The organism is Luteibacter sp. GL_149, from assembly GCF_057834065.1.
Genome location: NZ_CM174395.1, coordinates 1,010,531 through 1,026,254, shown reverse-complemented (window position 1 = coordinate 1,026,254; position 15,724 = coordinate 1,010,531). Strand labels below are relative to the sequence as shown.

At 64.2% G+C, this 15,724-nt stretch carries 13 protein-coding genes; 8 read left to right on the top strand and 5 right to left on the bottom strand.

Annotated elements, in window-relative coordinates; translation table 11 throughout:
• The first annotated feature begins 45 nt into the window (after positions 1-45).
• Genes AC3IR3_RS04545 through AC3IR3_RS04530 form a run of 4 tightly spaced genes read left to right on the top strand, consistent with a single transcriptional unit; the run spans position 46 to position 2,884 of the window.
• The gene (locus AC3IR3_RS04545) at positions 46-882 is read left to right on the top strand and encodes an alpha/beta hydrolase (RefSeq protein WP_132141927.1); all 837 of its coding nucleotides are present in this window, start codon (positions 46-48) and stop codon (positions 880-882) included.
• Between the two features lie 16 nt (positions 883-898).
• On the top strand, positions 899-1,258 hold the full coding sequence (locus AC3IR3_RS04540; RefSeq protein ID WP_489195822.1) for an EamA family transporter: 360 nt from the start codon (positions 899-901) through the stop codon (positions 1,256-1,258).
• On the top strand, positions 1,255-1,674 hold the full coding sequence (locus AC3IR3_RS04535; RefSeq protein WP_489195821.1) for an EamA family transporter: 420 nt from the start codon (positions 1,255-1,257) through the stop codon (positions 1,672-1,674). Before AC3IR3_RS04540 ends, AC3IR3_RS04535 begins: the two co-directional genes overlap by 4 nt.
• Positions 1,658-2,884, top strand: coding sequence for a DegT/DnrJ/EryC1/StrS family aminotransferase (locus AC3IR3_RS04530; RefSeq protein WP_489195820.1), 1,227 nt, complete (start codon positions 1,658-1,660; stop codon positions 2,882-2,884). Before AC3IR3_RS04535 ends, AC3IR3_RS04530 begins: the two co-directional genes overlap by 17 nt.
• Here the strand turns inward: AC3IR3_RS04530 and tsaB are convergent.
• From tsaB to yoaA, 3 genes are all read right to left on the bottom strand, one after another.
• The gene (gene tsaB, locus AC3IR3_RS04525) at positions 2,881-3,570 is read right to left on the bottom strand and encodes a tRNA (adenosine(37)-N6)-threonylcarbamoyltransferase complex dimerization subunit type 1 TsaB (RefSeq protein ID WP_489195819.1); all 690 of its coding nucleotides are present in this window, start codon (positions 3,568-3,570) and stop codon (positions 2,881-2,883) included. The genes AC3IR3_RS04530 and tsaB overlap by 4 nt on opposite strands.
• Positions 3,567-4,904: a cell envelope integrity protein CreD gene (creD, locus tag AC3IR3_RS04520; RefSeq protein ID WP_489195818.1), complete on the bottom strand. Its 1,338-nt coding sequence runs from the start codon at positions 4,902-4,904 to the stop codon at positions 3,567-3,569. The genes tsaB and creD overlap by 4 nt, the downstream gene beginning before the upstream one ends.
• 86 nt (positions 4,905-4,990) lie before the next feature.
• Positions 4,991-6,919, bottom strand: a complete 1,929-nt coding sequence (yoaA, locus tag AC3IR3_RS04515) for a DNA repair helicase YoaA (RefSeq protein WP_489195817.1) — start codon at positions 6,917-6,919, stop codon at positions 4,991-4,993.
• Positions 6,920-7,024: 105 nt separating this feature from the next.
• On the opposite strand from yoaA, the gene AC3IR3_RS04510 reads away from it, so the two are divergent.
• Both AC3IR3_RS04510 and AC3IR3_RS04505 read left to right on the top strand, forming a co-directional pair.
• Positions 7,025-9,784: a valine--tRNA ligase gene (locus tag AC3IR3_RS04510; protein WP_489195816.1), complete on the top strand. Its 2,760-nt coding sequence runs from the start codon at positions 7,025-7,027 to the stop codon at positions 9,782-9,784.
• A gap of 251 nt (positions 9,785-10,035) precedes the next feature.
• Positions 10,036-11,370: an NHL repeat-containing protein gene (locus tag AC3IR3_RS04505; RefSeq protein ID WP_489225036.1), complete on the top strand. Its 1,335-nt coding sequence runs from the start codon at positions 10,036-10,038 to the stop codon at positions 11,368-11,370.
• A 122-nt stretch (positions 11,371-11,492) separates the two neighbouring features.
• Here the strand turns inward: AC3IR3_RS04505 and lptG are convergent, their stop codons facing one another.
• Together lptG and lptF are read right to left on the bottom strand one after the other, a co-directional pair.
• Positions 11,493-12,584 (bottom strand): LPS export ABC transporter permease LptG, encoded by a 1,092-nt coding sequence (lptG, locus tag AC3IR3_RS04500; RefSeq protein WP_489195814.1) that lies wholly within the window; start codon positions 12,582-12,584, stop codon positions 11,493-11,495.
• Positions 12,584-13,690 (bottom strand): LPS export ABC transporter permease LptF, encoded by a 1,107-nt coding sequence (gene lptF, locus AC3IR3_RS04495; RefSeq protein ID WP_489195813.1) that lies wholly within the window; start codon positions 13,688-13,690, stop codon positions 12,584-12,586. The genes lptG and lptF overlap by 1 nt, the downstream gene beginning before the upstream one ends.
• 97 nt (positions 13,691-13,787) lie before the next feature.
• Here lptF and AC3IR3_RS04490 point away from each other — a divergent pair, with 97 nt between their 5' ends.
• The gene (locus tag AC3IR3_RS04490) at positions 13,788-15,278 is read left to right on the top strand and encodes a leucyl aminopeptidase (RefSeq protein WP_489195812.1); all 1,491 of its coding nucleotides are present in this window, start codon (positions 13,788-13,790) and stop codon (positions 15,276-15,278) included.
• Positions 15,279-15,293: 15 nt separating this feature from the next.
• The gene (locus AC3IR3_RS04485) at positions 15,294-15,716 is read left to right on the top strand and encodes a DNA polymerase III subunit chi (RefSeq protein WP_489195811.1); all 423 of its coding nucleotides are present in this window, start codon (positions 15,294-15,296) and stop codon (positions 15,714-15,716) included.
• Positions 15,717-15,724 lie beyond the last annotated feature (8 nt).

The following is a 15,724-nucleotide window of genomic DNA, read 5'->3' as shown; positions in this document are numbered from 1 at the left end:
GGTGACACGCTGCAAGCACTATCCAGACCTGCGCGGAGCGCCAACGTGGCCAATTCGGCTGAATTCATCTATGAAGGCGATCGCACCGGCGTATTGCTTATTCATGGGCTTACCGGCACTCCGACTGAAATGCGTCTGGTGGGCAAGGGTCTGAACCGTGCTGGTTTCACGGTCGTCGGCATGCAGCTCGCAGGACATTGCGGCACCGAGGACGAACTGCTCGCCACTACCTGGGAAGACTGGTACGCCAGCGTCGAAGCCGCGGCCGAAACGTTGCGCGGACGTGTCGACCACCTGTTCGTCGCCGGTCTGTCGATGGGCGCGCTGCTCGCGCTGCGACTGGCCGCCCGGCGTCCCGAGTGGGTCGACGGCGTCGGCGTCTATGGCGCCACGTTCCGTTACGACGGCTGGAGCATTCCCTGGACGGGCAAGCTGTCCTTCCTGCTGCCCTGGTTCAAGCGTTTCGGCATCGGTCGCAAGCGCAGCTTCATCGAGCAGCCGCCGTACGGCATTCGTGATGAGCGCCTGCGCGCGCAGGTCAGTTCCGCGATGTTCTCGGGCGACAGCGCCGCCGCCGGCCTGCCCGGCAATCCGTGGCATTCGCTGGCCGAACTGTATGCGCTGGCGAAGGACGTGCGTAAGTCGTTGCATACGGTGACGGCTCCGTGCCTCATCGCGCATGCGGTCGAAGACGACGTCGCCAGTGTCGGCAATGCCCAGCTGGTCGAATCGCGCGTCTCGGGTCCGGTCGAAATGCTCTTGCTCGGCGACAGCTATCACATGATTACGATCGACCGCGAACGGCGCACGGTCATCGACCGCTCGGCGGATTTCTTCCAGCGTATCGTCACCGGCGCACGCCCGACGCGCGTGGCGGCGTAATGCACGGGCACGTCGTATGAGTACGCTTGCCGTCATTCTGTGGATACTCAACGTCGTGCTCGATACCGGCGGCCAGCTGGCCTTCAAGGCCGCGGCCAGCGACGACCGCGCCGGTGAAGGCATGGCGCGCTGGCGCTATATGTTCTCGCGGCCGTGGCTGTGGGTCGGCGTCGGCTGCTACGTGTTCGAATTCCTCGTCTGGATCGCCTTCCTGTCGCTGGTGCCGTTGTCCGAAGGCGTGCTGCTTGGCTCGATCAATATCGTGGTCATCATGCTCGCCGGACGCTGGCTCTTCCGCGAAAAGCTGACGCCGATGCGGGTCACGGGCATTCTTCTGGTGGCCGCGGGTGTCGCCATCGTCGGAGTCGGCGGATGAAGCGTTTTTACCTCATCGGCTTCGCGCTGCTCCTGGCGTTCGACACGCTGAATCTCGTGTGCTTCAAACTCGCGGGCAACCATGCGCTGCCCGTGGAGATGTCGATCGAGTGGATACAGCGTGTGTTCTCGCATCCCTGGATCTACGGCGCGATCTTCGGCTACATCGGTGCGTTCTTCACCTGGATGAGCCTGCTCAAGCACGCGCCGATCGGTCCCGCGTTCGCGGCATCGCATCTCGAAGTGATCAGCGTGATGGTGCTGTCCTACTGGATATTCTCCGAACCGGTGACGACGCCCCAGGTCATCGGCGCCATCGCCATCCTGCTGGGCATCGTCTGCCTCGCCATCTCGGAAACGGAAGTCGCCGAATCCACACCCGGCGCCGCGGACAGCGCGCATGTCGTATCGCCCTGACCGCGAACTCCCCCCGACAGCCGGCCTGCCATTGGCCATGGGCGACCTGCGTGCGCGCCCCGGCAAACGCCTGACCGACGCCGCGGCGACGCTGCTGGATGTGCCAGCGACGCAGCTGGAATGCTCCGGCACAGCGTCGCTCATCGTATCGCTGCTCGCCCTGAAGGAACTGGCGCCGAACCGGCAGGAAGTCGTCATGCCGGCGTACACCTGCCCGCTGGTTCCGATGGCGGTACGAAAAGCGGGACTGATTCCCCGGCTGTGCGATCTGGCCCCCGGGCAGTTCGATATGGACAGCGAACGCCTCGACGCCGCCTGCGGCGACGCGACGCTGGCCGTGCTGCCCACGCATCTGGCCGGTCGCGTCGCCGATGTCGCGACCTCGGTTGCCATCGCCCGGCGCGCCGGAGCGTTCGTGATCGAGGATGCGGCGCAGGCGCTGGGCGCGCGTAGCGACGGCAAGAGTATCGGCATGCTCGGCCACGCCGGTTTCTTCAGCCTTGCCGCGGGCAAGGGGCTGTCGATCTACGAGGGCGGCCTGCTCGTCGCGAGCGATCCCGACCTTCGCGCCCGGCTGGCCCGCATCAGCGCCGAGCACGTGCCGCGTCGTCCGTTATGGGAACTGCGGCGCGGCATCGAACTGGCGGGCTACGCCGCACTGTACCGGCCGCGCGGCCTGCGCTGGGCCTATGGCGATCCATTGCGTCGCGCGCTGCGTCGCGGCGATCTCGTGGCTGCCGCCGGCGAAGACTTCGGACCGGACATTCCGTTCCATCGCGTGGGCCGGTGGCGGGAACGCGTGGGCGCCACGGCCATCGACCGGCTGCCCGGTTTCCTGCGCACGACGGCACGGCAAGCGATGCGACGACTCCCGCGCCTTCAGGCGATCGAGGGACTGCATGTGTTCTCCGACCGTCCGGGCGACGAAGGCACCTGGCCTTATTTCCTTATCGCCATGCCGGACGAAGCCACGCGCGATGCCGCGCTGTCCCGTCTGTGGCACGCCGGTCTCGGCGTGGGCCGCCTGTTTATCCATGCCCTGCCCGACTATGCGTATCTCGGCGCGATGAAGGGCGACGACGATGTCGCCAACGCGCGCGACTTCGCCGCGCGCACGCTCACCGTATCGAACAGCCCGTGGATCGACGACGGCACGTTCGAACACATCTGTGCGGTGCTCGAAGCGCTCGTCGTCCTAAGCCGCGCTTAGGCGCGCCCCTGCTCCACCAGCGTGAGCGCGACCTTGTCGCGCAGATAAACCGGCAACGCAAACTCCGGCGATACGGCCGTGCCGTCGCGGAAACGGCGTGCGGCAATTTCCGCGACGTGACGCGCCTGCGGAAAACGCGCGCCATCGGCCGACAGAACAGGCGCGCGGATACGTTCGCGAAGCACGGCTTCGTAGGTGGCCCAGCCAGTGCCGACGACATGCCACGCCGACGCTTCCGGCAGGATGAGCGCCGCCGCCGTGTCCACACGTTCGGTATCCAGAGCGATCAGCCCGCCGTTGTCGTCGCGGCGATAGCACGCGACATAGATTTCGCCCATGCGTGCATCGATGACCGCCAGGATGGCGGCTTCGTCTTCCGGCGCTTCCAGCGCCAGGGCCTCCAGCGACGATACGGTGACCACGGGCACGTCCAGCGCCATAGCCATGCCCTGCGCCAGCGATACGCCGAGGCGGACGCCGGTGAACGCGCCGGGACCGCGACCTACCGCGATGCCGTTGAGGGCTTCGCGCGATAACCCTGCCTCGGCCAGCAGCGCGTTGGCCATCGGCAGCACCAGTTCGGCGTGACGGCGCGGTGCGATCTCGCTGCGTTCGATCACTTCGTCACCATGGACGAGGGCGACCGAGCACGCTTCCGTTGACGTTTCGATGGCGAGGAAGTTCATGGCGTTTCCGTAGTGCGGGTCGACGACGGCAGTCCGTAGGCATACCAGTCAGTACGACGCGTGAGATACATCAGCGTGGCAACCACGGCCAGAAGCACGATGGCACCGATGAGCAGCGCGTACTGTTCCGCGCCGATCAGGCCGTAGAGTATCGCGTAAACCAGGGCCAGCACGCCGCCCAGCATGGCGCCCGCCCGCCAGGTATCGAGTACCGCCGCCGCGTAGCCGCCGACGATCAGGACCACCGCCGATGCCGCGAACAGATAGGCCCGTCCGAAGCCGACCTGCTCGGACAACGCCAGCAACAGCACATAGAACGTGGCCATCGCACCGCCTACCAGCAGGTATTGCACCGGATGGACACGCAGGCGCTTCAGCACCTCGAACAGGAAGAACGCGACGAAGGTCAGCGCGATGAAGAGTAATCCGTATTTCCCGGCCCGCTCGTTCTGCTGATACACGCTGGCGGGCTGGTACAGATCCACGCCGAACGCCGAGGCCGCCAGTCGCGTGTCCACCTTGTCGTTACCCGCGTCCCAGTGCTGGCCGTAGTCGCGGTTCAGATCCAGCATGTGCCACGTCGCCGCGAAACCGTCGGACCGCACGTCGCGCGAGGTGGGGAGCAAGGCGCCCGCGAAACTCGGGTCGGGCCACGGCGCTTTGATGTCCACCGTATTGCTGCGTGCAAGAGGCAGTACGCGCAGCGATTCGGTGCCGGCGACATGGGCGATCACGGTGAAGTTGACAGGCGTATCTCCCTGCGCGGCGAGGTCGATGGGCAACGAAACCACCGAGAATTCTCCCATCCTGTCCGTCGACGATGCGAAGCGCCGGGGCTTGCCGTCGATCGTCACGGAAACATCCTTCAGCCCCTGAGCATCGCGCAGCAGCAGGCGTAGTTCGGCTTTGTTTCCGAGCCACGTCGCGTTGCTGGCCTTTTCGAAGGTACGGACATCCTCTGGCAGGATTCGCCCGGAAATGTGCACTTCGGCGACGTAGATGGGCGCTTCGTACATGCCGTATTTGCGCTTTTCGACGGTCAGGTTCGCCGTCGTGGACAGCGTATCGGCGAGGACGATTTCGGTGGACATGCGTGTCGCCGTAGTCGTGGTTCCCGCCACGGCGACCTGTTCCTGCGTGGGGATGGCGAGCACCAGCCCGCCGATGGTCTGTGCGCCGCCCCAGCCCTGAGCGATGCGCGCGGTGGCATCGTCGCGCAACGCCTGGCGCTCCGCGACGAGACCGTTGATCTGCCCGAGCGGGATAAGCATCAGCAGCGCGAGCAGTCCCACGCCGAGTACCTTGGCGGTAATCGTCTGTGTCCAGGCAAACATGGATGTCCCTTTCGGTTTGAGTAATACACAGCAAAGCGCGAGGGCCGGCCGTGGCCGGGCCGGGTTTCGGGCGGAATGCAGGCGAATCAGGCGTCCGCGGTGACGTCTTCGGCAAAAAATGACTTCACGTCGTCCAGCGAACGTGTGCGCGGCATGGGAGGAATGCTGGCGAGGAACAGCTTGCCGTAGCCCTTGGTCATCAGTCGCGGATCGCACAGCACCAGCACGCCGCGATCGTGCACGTCGCGGATGAGCCGCCCCGCGCCCTGCTTCAGCGCAATGACGGCGGTAGGTACCTGCCAGCCCATGAAAGGATTGATGCCCGCGTTTTCCAGTGCTTCCAGCCGCGCCTGCAACACCGGATCGTCCGGCGTCGCGAAGGGCAGCTTGTCGATGACCACGACACTGAGTGCCTCGCCCGCGACGTCGACGCCTTCCCAGAAACTGGCCGCCCCCAGCAGCACGCCGTGGCCGCTGGCGCGGAACTCTTCCAGCAGGCGATGACGCGGCGCGCTGCCCTGCACGAACAACGGCCAGGGCACACGGCCTTCCAGCAGTTCGGCCGCACGACGCAACGCGCGGTGCGAGGTAAAGAGCAGGAATGCACGTCCGTTCGACGATTCCAGCACGGGCAGGATCGTTTCCACGACGCGGTCGGTATAGTCGCGCGCCGCCGGATCGGGCAACCCTTGCGGCAGATATGCCAGCGCCTGGCGGGCGTAGTCGAACGGGCTTTCCAGGCTGAGCGTGCGCGGGTCTTCGATGCCCAGCTGGCGGGCGAAGTGCTGGAAGTCGCCCGCGATCGACAGCGTGGCGGACGTATGGATCCACGCCGCGTCCGTCGCCATGCGCATGGCGCGCAACGGCGAGGCGAGGTCCAGCGGCGTGGCATGCAGCGCGAAGCCGCGCGGCCAGGTTTCGTACCAGCGCACGTCGGCGTCGGAGTGTTCTTCGACGATACGGTCCAGGCGCATGCTGAGCATCTGCGCCCGCTCGAATGCGTTCGCCAGACCGCGCGACCGCTCCGCCTGCGCGCCGAGCAGATCGGCCAGCGCGGCGAGTACGTCGCGCAATTCGGTCAGACCGTCGTGCGCGGTTTCGTTTCGTTCCAGCTCGCCGAACGAACCCTTGGCGGGCAGCGAATCCATAGCGAGGCGAACGCGCTTGACGATGTCCTGGAGCGCTTCGACCGGTTCCAGCAGCAACCCCATGGCGCCGGTAATACCCTGGCATTCGGCCAGCGCGTCCTGTGCGAGATCGACGATCTGGCGCGCACTGATGCTCTGCGAGAAGAACTGTCCGGCAAGCTCGGGAATCTGATGGGCTTCGTCCAGGATGAACGCGTCGGCGCCCGGAAGGATTTCGCCAAACCCCTCTTGCTTCAGCGCCAGATCGGCCAGCAACAGATGATGGTTCACGACCACCACGTCCGCTTCCATGGCCTCGCGACGCGCCTTCACCACATGGCAGTCGTCGAAGAACGCGCATTCGGTGCCCAGGCAGTTCTCCGACGTGGACGTGACGCGCGGCCAGACCGGCGAATCCTCGGGGATGTCCGCCAGCTCCATGCGATCGCCACGGCGTGTGCGCGCGGACCACGCCCGGATCGTCGACAACTGGGAGGCCAGCACGCGATCGTGATGCCCCTCGCGCACCGACTGGTCCAGGCGGTACAGGCACAGATAATTGGCCCGGCCCTTGAGCAGGCTGCTCCTGATCCGGCTACCCAGCACCGATTGCACGCGCGGCAGATCGCGGAAAAACAGCTGGTCCTGCAAGGCCTTGGTACCGGTGGAAACGATGACCTTGCGCCCCGATATCAGTGCGGGCACCAGATAGGCGAAGGTCTTGCCGGTGCCCGTACCGGCCTCGGCGATCAGCAAGTCCCGCCCGTCGATGGCCTCGGCCACGGCGGCCGCCATCCTTTGCTGCGCCTCGCGTGGCGCGAATCCGGGCACTTCGCGCGCAAAGGGGCCTTCCGCCCCGAGCAGCGCGGCTACGTCGTGTTCAGTCATGGGCCAAGTATCGCCGAGGGCGCCCTTTTTGGCACCGCCCGGCCGGGGGCCCTACAATGCAAGGTCTTTACGCGCCCGCAAGCCGGCGCCAGCCAAGAGCACCGCATGGACAAGAGTTTCGAGCCCAGCCAGATCGAGTCGTCGTGGTATTCCCGCTGGGAATCCAATGGCTATTTCAAGCCTTCGGGCAAGGGAACGCCGTATACGATCATGCTGCCGCCGCCGAATGTCACCGGCACGCTGCACATGGGCCATGCGTTCCAGCACACCATCATCGACACGCTGATCCGCTACCACCGCATGCGCGGTTTCGACACGCTGTGGCAGTTAGGCACCGACCACGCGGGCATCGCGACCGAAATGGTCGTCACGCGCCAGTTGAACGCCGAGGGCAAGCAGCGCTCGGACTTCGACCGCGAAGCGTTCATCGATCGCGTGTGGACGTGGAAGGCCGAATCGGGCGACACGATCGGACGCCAGATGCGCCGCATGGGTGTCTCCGGCGACTGGACCCGCGAACGTTTCACAATGGACGAAGGCCTGTCCCAGGCCGTCGTCGAGACCTTCGTGCGCCTGTCCGAGGAAGGGCTGATCTATCGCGGCCAGAAGCTGGTCAACTGGGACCCGGTGCTGAAGACGGCCATCTCCGACCTCGAAGTGGTCAGCGAGGAAGAAGAAGGTTCGCTGTGGTCGATCCGTTATCCGCTGGCCGACGGTTCGGGCGAACTCGTCGTCGCGACCACGCGTCCGGAAACCATGCTGGGCGACGTCGCCGTCGCCGTGCACCCGGAAGACGAGCGCTATGCGCACCTCGTCGGCCACATGCTGAAACTGCCGCTGTCGGATCGCGAGATTCCGATCATCGCCGACGATTACGTCGAGAAGGACTTCGGCACCGGCTGCGTGAAGATCACGCCCGCGCACGATTTCAACGATTACGCCATCGGCCAGCGTCACAACCTGCCGATGATCAACATCTTCACCGACGAGGCGAAGATCAACGACAACGCGCCCGAGAAGTACCGCGGCCTCGATCGCTACGTGGCGCGCAAAGCCGTACTCGCCGACCTGGAAGAACAGACGTTCCTCGTCGAGACGAAGAAGCACAAACTACAGGTGCCGCGCGGCGACCGCACCGGCCAGGTCATCGAGCCGTTCCTTACGTGGCAGTGGTTCGTTCGCATGGACACTCTCGCGGCGCGCGGCCTCGAGATCGTCGAGCAGGGTCACGTGAAGTTCGTGCCCGAGAACTGGATCAACACCTACCGCCATTGGCTCGGCAACATCCAGGACTGGTGCATCAGCCGCCAGCTGACCTGGGGTCACCGCATCCCGGCGTGGTACACCGACGCCGGCGACATCGTCGTGGCCCGCACCGACGACGAAGCGCGCGAGCGCGCCGCGGCGAACGGTTATACCGGCGCGCTGCGCCGCGACGACGACGTGCTGGAAACCTGGTTCAGCTCGGCGCTGTGGAGCCATTCCACGCTCGGCTGGCCGGATGCCGACGCGCAGAAGGCGCTCGGTTTCGATCGCTACCTGCCGACCGATGTGCTCGTCACCGGTTTCGACATCATCTTCTTCTGGGTCGCCCGGATGATCATGATGACCGACCATTTCACGGGTGAGGTGCCGTTCCGCGACGTGTATGTCACGGGTCTGGTCCGCGACAAGGACGGGCAAAAGATGTCCAAGTCGAAGGGCAATGTGCTCGACCCGCTCGACCTCATCGACGGCATCACGCTGGACGAACTGGTCGACAAACGTACGCGTGGCCTGATGCAGCCGAAGATGGCCGAGAAGATCGAAAAGGCGACGCGCAAGGAATTCCCCGATGGCATTCCCGCCTTCGGTGCCGATGCGTTGCGTTTCACGTTCGCGTCGCTCGCCACGCACGGTCGCGACATCAAGTTCGATCTGGAACGCGCGGCCGGCTACAAGGCGTTCTGCAACAAGCTATGGAACGCGTCGCGTTTCGTGCTGATGAATCTTGGCGAAGGCGCGGTCGCGCCGGTCGCTTCGCCCGCGACCGAAGCCGAGCGCTGGATTCTCACCCGCCTGCGCAACACGCTGGGCGAAGTGAAGAGCCAGTTGGATCTCTACCGTTTCGACCTCGCGGCGCAGGCACTGTACGAATTCACCTGGAACGATTTTTGCGACTGGTTCCTCGAACTGTCCAAGCCCGCGCTCAGCGGCGACGACGCCGCGGCAGCCGCGTCCACCCGCCATACGCTTGCCGTGGTGCTGGAAACCCTGCTGCGCGCGCTGCATCCCATGATCCCGTTCGTCACCGAGGAAATCTGGCAGAACGTGCGCCCGATACTTGGTATCGAAGGCGACACGATCATGCTGCGTCCGTATCCGGAAGCGACCGACATCGCCGGCGATAACGCCGCCGAGGCGGAAGTCGAATGGGTGAAATCCGTACTGACGGGCGTGCGCCGCATCCGTTCGGAAATGAACATCTCGCCGGGCAAGACGATTCCGCTGCTGCTCGCCGACGGTACCGATACGGATCGTGCCCGCGCTGCGAAATTCGCCGCGCAGATCGCGTTCCTCGGCCGTGTCGATACACCAACGTGGATCGAAGGTAGCGACGAACCGGCGGCTGCCGTGGCCGTGGTCGGCACGTTGCGCGTGTTGATTCCCCTAGCCGGCCTTATCGACGTGGATGCCGAAAAAACCCGTCTGGCTAAGGAAATCGCGCGCGTCGAAAGCGAAGTGCGCAAGTGCGAAGCCAAGCTGGGCAATGCGAACTTCGTTGCCAACGCACCGGCTGAAGTCGTCGCGCAGGAACGTCAGCGCATCGCCGACTGGAATGCTCAAGCCAACGCGATGCGTGATCAGGCACAGCGCCTGGAATGATGCGGCCGAAGGAAAACTCCCTTACGCTCCATTCGACGCATTGTCCCTGACCGAGCGGGATGCAACGGCTTCTTCGTACATTCGTCAAATGACATAGGCTTTGACGATCGCGCCGTTTACAACGTCCTCCATCGCCTGTGTACGGGCAACGAATTGAACCGGTATGCGCCTACGCCGAATAGCTGATGCCGGGTAACCTGTCTCCATGCCATATTCCCGCCTGACTATATTGGCGGGCGAAGGGAGATCACATGGCATCGAACAGCACCCTGAAACCGCGAAATGCCGGCGATATCGATACAAGCTTCGGCAACGCGGGAACGACAACACTGCATGTACCGGGACATCCAAGTGTACGGACAGGAGACGTAACCACCTTGCCCGATGGCCGCCTGCTAGTCGCCTTCTCGTGCAGGCAGGACAACGGACTTATCTGGAAATTCGGCATTATCCGGCTACTTGCCGACGGCGGCGTCGATCCGACATTTGGCACTGACGGTATGTCGCTGGGTATATTCCAGGAGAAATACGGGAGCCGTGGCCATCTGCCGGTACCGCTCTCCGATGGCAACATTCTTCTGAACGGGACCATCAACAACGTCGATACGAACCTATTCGAACCGGCGCTTGCGCTCTTCTCGTCCAACGGTCAACCGATCAAGGCATTCGGCAACAACGGCATCGTAAAACCATCGGTCGGCAGCGATCTCATCCTGCAGGATCTTTTTGCCCTGCCCCTGGAAAACGGACGCTTTCTTCTCGCCGGGGGCGTCCTGAAAAAGGATGGAAACCTCGAAGCCATCCTTATCAAACTTACACAACAAGGCAATCTGGATACCGATTTCCACAGCACAGGCTTTCTCGTTGTTCCGTTCCCCATACGCTACGGCGGACAAATCGGCAGCGCAGCGATCGGCCCCGACGGGAAAATCACGCTAGCCATCGCCGGAGATGGGGGATTCTCGACCATCGGACGACTGCATGCGGACGGCAAACCTGACATGAGTTTTGGTGACTCCGGGCGCATCACCCTAGATTACGGTGATGCGAACACGGCTAGCACCAGTACCTATAAGTTGAGGTGCCTCCCTGACGGCGGCCTGGTCGGCGCCGGGACGTACTTTTCTGACGTAAAATCCCAGAAGACACCGCCCATGCGCCAGGTGGACGGGTTTTCGGGGCAACAGCGCAACGCGTCGTCGACACAGGACCTTAGCAGCGGGGGGCTGCTGTTCCGCCTCGATCAGAACGGCCGTCCAGCGAACGATTTCAACGACGGCAAACTCGTGGTGACGCCACCGCATATCTGGGCGTTGAATAACGTATGCATCGACGACAAAGGGCGTTTTATCGTCGCCGGGACCCAGGCGACGGAAGTCCCTGTCGTAGGCAGGTATCTTGCTTCGGGAAGGCTCGATGCCACCTTTGGCGACGGCAACGGATTCACCGAAGTGAATCTCGGTGCGAAGGGACAGATTCTGTACGGCCTGGAAATACAGGAAACGAAGATTGTCCTGTCAGGCTATCAGCATCCGTCCGAGGGAGCGTTCGTCTACGAGTCCATGGTCAGGCGATTGCTTGGATAGTCTTACACAAGGGGAGATGCCACCCCCGGACCATAAAGGAACGGCACTCGCGGACAGCATGCCGTTTCCTGCAGAGCCTGCGCAACCACAGCAAACGACTGCCTGCGAACATCCTTTCGGATTTATCCGAATCGCCGGAAGTAAGCCAATGCTCCGGCCACCAGCAACGACGGCGGCAACAGGTTCGCCAGCAACGGCGGCATGCCGTAAACAGTGCCGAAGTTCACCATCGCGCCTTGCAGAAAGTACCAGCCGATGGCCAGGATGATGCCGATGAACAGGCGTTTGCCGAGTCCGCCCGAACGCAGCGAACCGAAGGCGAAGGGCATCGCGCACAACACCAGGATCAGCACGTTGAAACCGAACAGCACGCGGCCCCAGTACGCCACCGCGTACGCGCCGGGATTCTGTCCGTTGTTTTCCAGATAGCGCATGTTGCGCCGCAGGTCGCTCATCGACAGATATTCGGGATGAATGACCGATTGTTCCAGCACACGCGGATTGAGATGCGAATCCCAACGTGCCGTGTCCTCGTGCCGCGCATGCGTACCGGTGTCATCCAGCGTCGTCGTGCGCACGTTCGTCATCACCCACTGATTGCCGTCGTGCACGGCGCTGTCGCCGTGCGCGAACTGTTTCACTTGTCCATCGTCCGAGAATTCGAATACGCGCACGTCGACCAGCTTGACCGTATCGCGCTCGCCTTCCTGCGTCGCGATCGCGGACTTGGCATTGATGAACCGTTTTCCGTCGCGCGCCCATAAGCCACTGCTTGTCGCGCCGAGATTGCTCGAACGCATGCGCACCTGGATGGCCTGCGCGTGCTGGTCGCCATAAGGCGCGGCGGTCTCGCCCATGACGATGACCGCCACCGTAAGCACCGCGATCACACCGGCCGCCGAGGTAGCGATGCGCAGCTTCGACATGCCGGCGGCGCGCAGCGCGGTCAGTTCGCCACTGGCCGCCAGGCCGCCAAGGCCGAGCAGGCCGCCGATCAGGGCGGCGTTGCTGAACATCTGGTACATGCGCCGCGGAATGGTCAGCAGGATGTAGGCAATGGCGTCGTACAGCGTGAAGCCGTTCTTGCCGATGTTGCCGAGCTGACGGACGAACTGCGTCAGCGCATCGAAGCCCGTCAACACCAGCCAGACGAGGAGCAGTGTCCCGAGGACACTCATGCCGATAAGGCGGTCGGCGCGCTTGATGCCGAACATCAGGCGGCCCTCTTCGCGGCGCGGCGCGGCGTGTACTGTCGCCAGAAGAACCACGCGGCGACGGCGAACACCGCCAGATGCAACACCCAGATCGGTGCCGACGTATGCAGGTGGCCCTTCAGTATCTGCGCGCGGGCGATCAGCTGCCAGATGACGTAGAGGAAATAAGCCAGCACCGCGATCAGCAGGCGCCCATAACGAGCGTCGCGCGGCGCCTGCCGGGACATCGGCAACACCATCATCATCAGAACCAGCGTGCTGACCGGGGCGGCCACGCGCGATACGAACTCGCCCAGGGCATCCGGCTCGCGACTCGTGATCAGTTGCGCGGTGGTCAGTTCGTGCGACGGGTCGGTGTCCTGATCGTCCTCGCCCACCGTGGACAGCGAAATGTCGTTGCGCTCGTACTTCATGCGGCGCCAGTTGTCGCCGGCAAGCGGGATTTCGAACTGCCAGCCATTGGAAAGACCCAGGAAGCGGCTCTCGCCGTCGCTTTCCTGATACATCTGCCCATGTTCGGCATTGACGACGCGAACCTGCGGATTCCCGTTGGAATCGACGCGGTCGGTGGCGATGAAGGTTTTGCCCAGTTTGGTACCGTCGCGGCTGAGCGTATCCACGAAGATGATGCCGCCCTTGCCGGGCAGCTCCGTGAACCGGCCGGCGTCGAGACCGGCCGCGATGACCGAACGGTTGGCAGCAGCAATCAGCTGGTCGCTGGTACGCGAGGCCAGCGGGCCGAGCCAGAGCGATACGGTGCCGACCGCGATCGTGGTGATGGCCGCCAGCAGCGTGACCGGACGGAGCATGCCGCGCGGACCCATGCCGGACGACGCCAGCACGTGCATTTCGCTCTCGCGATACATGCGTCCCAGGGCCATCAGGGTTCCCAGGAAAGCCGACATCGGCAGCAGCATGGACAGGAGATCGACCATCTGCAGGCCCAGGACCTGGAACATGATGGTCGGCTGGATGCTGCCGTTGGCTACCTTCTGAAGCACGGTCGCAAACGCGCCGCCGGCGAAGATCACCAGCAGCACGACGGCTGTGGCGAACACGCCATAGGCGAGCTCGCGAAGGAAGTATCGGTCTAGGATGCTCAGCATTTGGTAGAATTACCGGTTCATGCCGGGCCGGTTCCGGCCGACAAACCTCAAGTCTAGCCTGTCCGGCCCCCGGAGGGCTTTAGCAGGGTACGTAATTATGACGCTTCAGTTCAGCCTCGGTTCCATCGCTCCCGAATCAGCCGAAACCGCCGTCGCGGTGGTCGGTGTCTATGAGAATGGCATCCTGACCAGCGCCGCGGCGCGCGTGGACACGGCAGCCAACGGAGCCATCAAGCGGCTGGTCGAAAGCGGCGACGTAACCGGCAAGACCGGCGCGGTCACCACCCTGCTCCATCCGGCCGGCATTGCCGCCAAACGCGTGCTCGTCGTGGGCCTCGGCGCCCAGAAGTCGTTCGATGCCGCCCGCTACCAGCGCGTTTGCCTGGAAGGCGCACGTGCCATCGGCCGCCTGCCGGTGGACGAAGCGGTTTCCTGGCTGGCCGAAATCGAGGTCCCGGGCCGCGATGCGGCCTGGCGCGTTCGCGTTGCCGCGCTGGCGACCGACCACGCCGCCTATCGCTACACCGCCACGTTCAAGCCGCGTGACAAGGCTCCTCCGCACGAACTGAAATCGGTGACCTTCGTCGCGCCGGGCGAGGCAACGGCCGGCCTCGACCAGGCCCGCGCCATCGCCGAAGGCGTCCGTTTCGCCCGCGAACTCGGCAACCTGCCGCCAAATATCTGCAATCCGGCCTACATCGCCGATCAGGCCAGCGCGTTCGCCGATGCGAACGAAGGCGTCACCTTCGAGGTCCTGGACCAGCAGGCGATGGAAAAAGAGGGCTTCGGTTCCCTGCTCGCCGTGGCACGCGGTTCGGCCAATGAGCCGCAACTGGTCATCCTGCAGTGGAACGGCGGGCAGGCCGGCGAGCGTCCGTACGCTTTCGTGGGCAAGGGCATCACGTTCGACACGGGCGGCGTCAGCCTGAAGCCCGGCCCGGGCATGGAAGAAATGAAGTTCGACATGTGCGGCGCCGCCGGCGTCCTCGGTGCCTTCGTGGCCGCCGTGCGCATGAAATTGCCGTTGAACCTCGTCTGTGTGGTCCCGGCTGTCGAGAACATGCCCGACGGGGCCAGCTATCGTCCCGGCGACGTGCTCACCAGTCTTTCCGGCCTGACGATCGAAGTACTGAACACAGACGCCGAAGGCCGTCTGATCCTTTGCGACGCGCTTACCTACACGGGCAAGCGTTTCGAGCCGCACACCATCATCGACGCCGCCACGCTCACCGGCGCCTGCGTCGTCGCGCTGGGCAAGCACGCCAGCGGCCTGATGACGAAAGATGAAGACCTCTCGGCCGAACTGCTCGCCGCGGGCGAATCCACACTCGACCGTGCATGGCGCCTGCCGCTGTGGGACGACTACCAGAGCCAGCTCGACTCGGGCTTCGCCGACGTGGCGAACATCGGCGGCAAGTACGCAGGTGCGATCACGGCCGGCTGCTTCCTCGCGCGTTTCACCGAAGGCCAGCGCTGGGCGCATCTGGATATCGCCGGCACCGCGTGGGACGAAGGCCGCAAGGGCATGGCGACAGGCCGTCCGGTGCCGCTGCTGGCCCAGTGGCTTCTCGATCGCTGCAACGGTTAAGCGCAGGCAGCCGCCATGCGTCGCGCCGATTTCTACCTTATCGACAAACCTCGCTTTCGCGAGGACCCGTTGCTGCTCGTCTGCGAGCTTGCCCGCCGCGCCCATGCGGCGGGTCAGCTCACGCTGATCCTCACCCGCGACTTTCCGCAGGCCGAGGCGGTGGACGAATATCTCTGGTCGTTCGATGAAGACGCCTATGTTCCGCACCAGCTCGCGGGCGACGACGACGACGAGGCCACGGCGGTACTCATCGTGCCGCCCGGTGTCGACACGGCGGACCGGCCCCTGGTCATCAACCTGCGCGACACCTGCGCCCCCGGCCAGTACGACCGCGTGCTGGAAGTCGTCGCCGCGGACCCCGCCGAACGCGACGGGTCTCGCGTTCGCTGGCAGGATTACAAGCGTGGCGGTTTCACCGTCACCAAGCACGACATGTGAAAGGCGCG

Bases quoted from the DNA above. Each gene is read 5' to 3' on its own strand.
- AC3IR3_RS04540 (WP_489195822.1), top strand. From the start codon at position 899: ATGAGTACGCTTGCCGTCATTCTGTGGATACTCAACGTCGTGCTCGAT.
- AC3IR3_RS04535 (WP_489195821.1), top strand. From the start codon at position 1,255: ATGAAGCGTTTTTACCTCATCGGCTTCGCGCTGCTCCTGGCGTTCGAC.
- AC3IR3_RS04530 (WP_489195820.1), top strand. From the start codon at position 1,658: ATGTCGTATCGCCCTGACCGCGAACTCCCCCCGACAGCCGGCCTGCCA.
- tsaB (WP_489195819.1), bottom strand. From the start codon at position 3,570: ATGAACTTCCTCGCCATCGAAACGTCAACGGAAGCGTGCTCGGTCGCC.
- creD (WP_489195818.1), bottom strand. From the start codon at position 4,904: ATGTTTGCCTGGACACAGACGATTACCGCCAAGGTACTCGGCGTGGGA.
- yoaA (WP_489195817.1), bottom strand. From the start codon at position 6,919: ATGACTGAACACGACGTAGCCGCGCTGCTCGGGGCGGAAGGCCCCTTT.
- AC3IR3_RS04510 (WP_489195816.1), top strand. From the start codon at position 7,025: ATGGACAAGAGTTTCGAGCCCAGCCAGATCGAGTCGTCGTGGTATTCC.
- AC3IR3_RS04505 (WP_489225036.1), top strand. From the start codon at position 10,036: ATGGCATCGAACAGCACCCTGAAACCGCGAAATGCCGGCGATATCGAT.
- lptG (WP_489195814.1), bottom strand. From the start codon at position 12,584: ATGTTCGGCATCAAGCGCGCCGACCGCCTTATCGGCATGAGTGTCCTC.
- lptF (WP_489195813.1), bottom strand. From the start codon at position 13,690: ATGCTGAGCATCCTAGACCGATACTTCCTTCGCGAGCTCGCCTATGGC.
- AC3IR3_RS04490 (WP_489195812.1), top strand. From the start codon at position 13,788: ATGACGCTTCAGTTCAGCCTCGGTTCCATCGCTCCCGAATCAGCCGAA.
- AC3IR3_RS04485 (WP_489195811.1), top strand. From the start codon at position 15,294: ATGCGTCGCGCCGATTTCTACCTTATCGACAAACCTCGCTTTCGCGAG.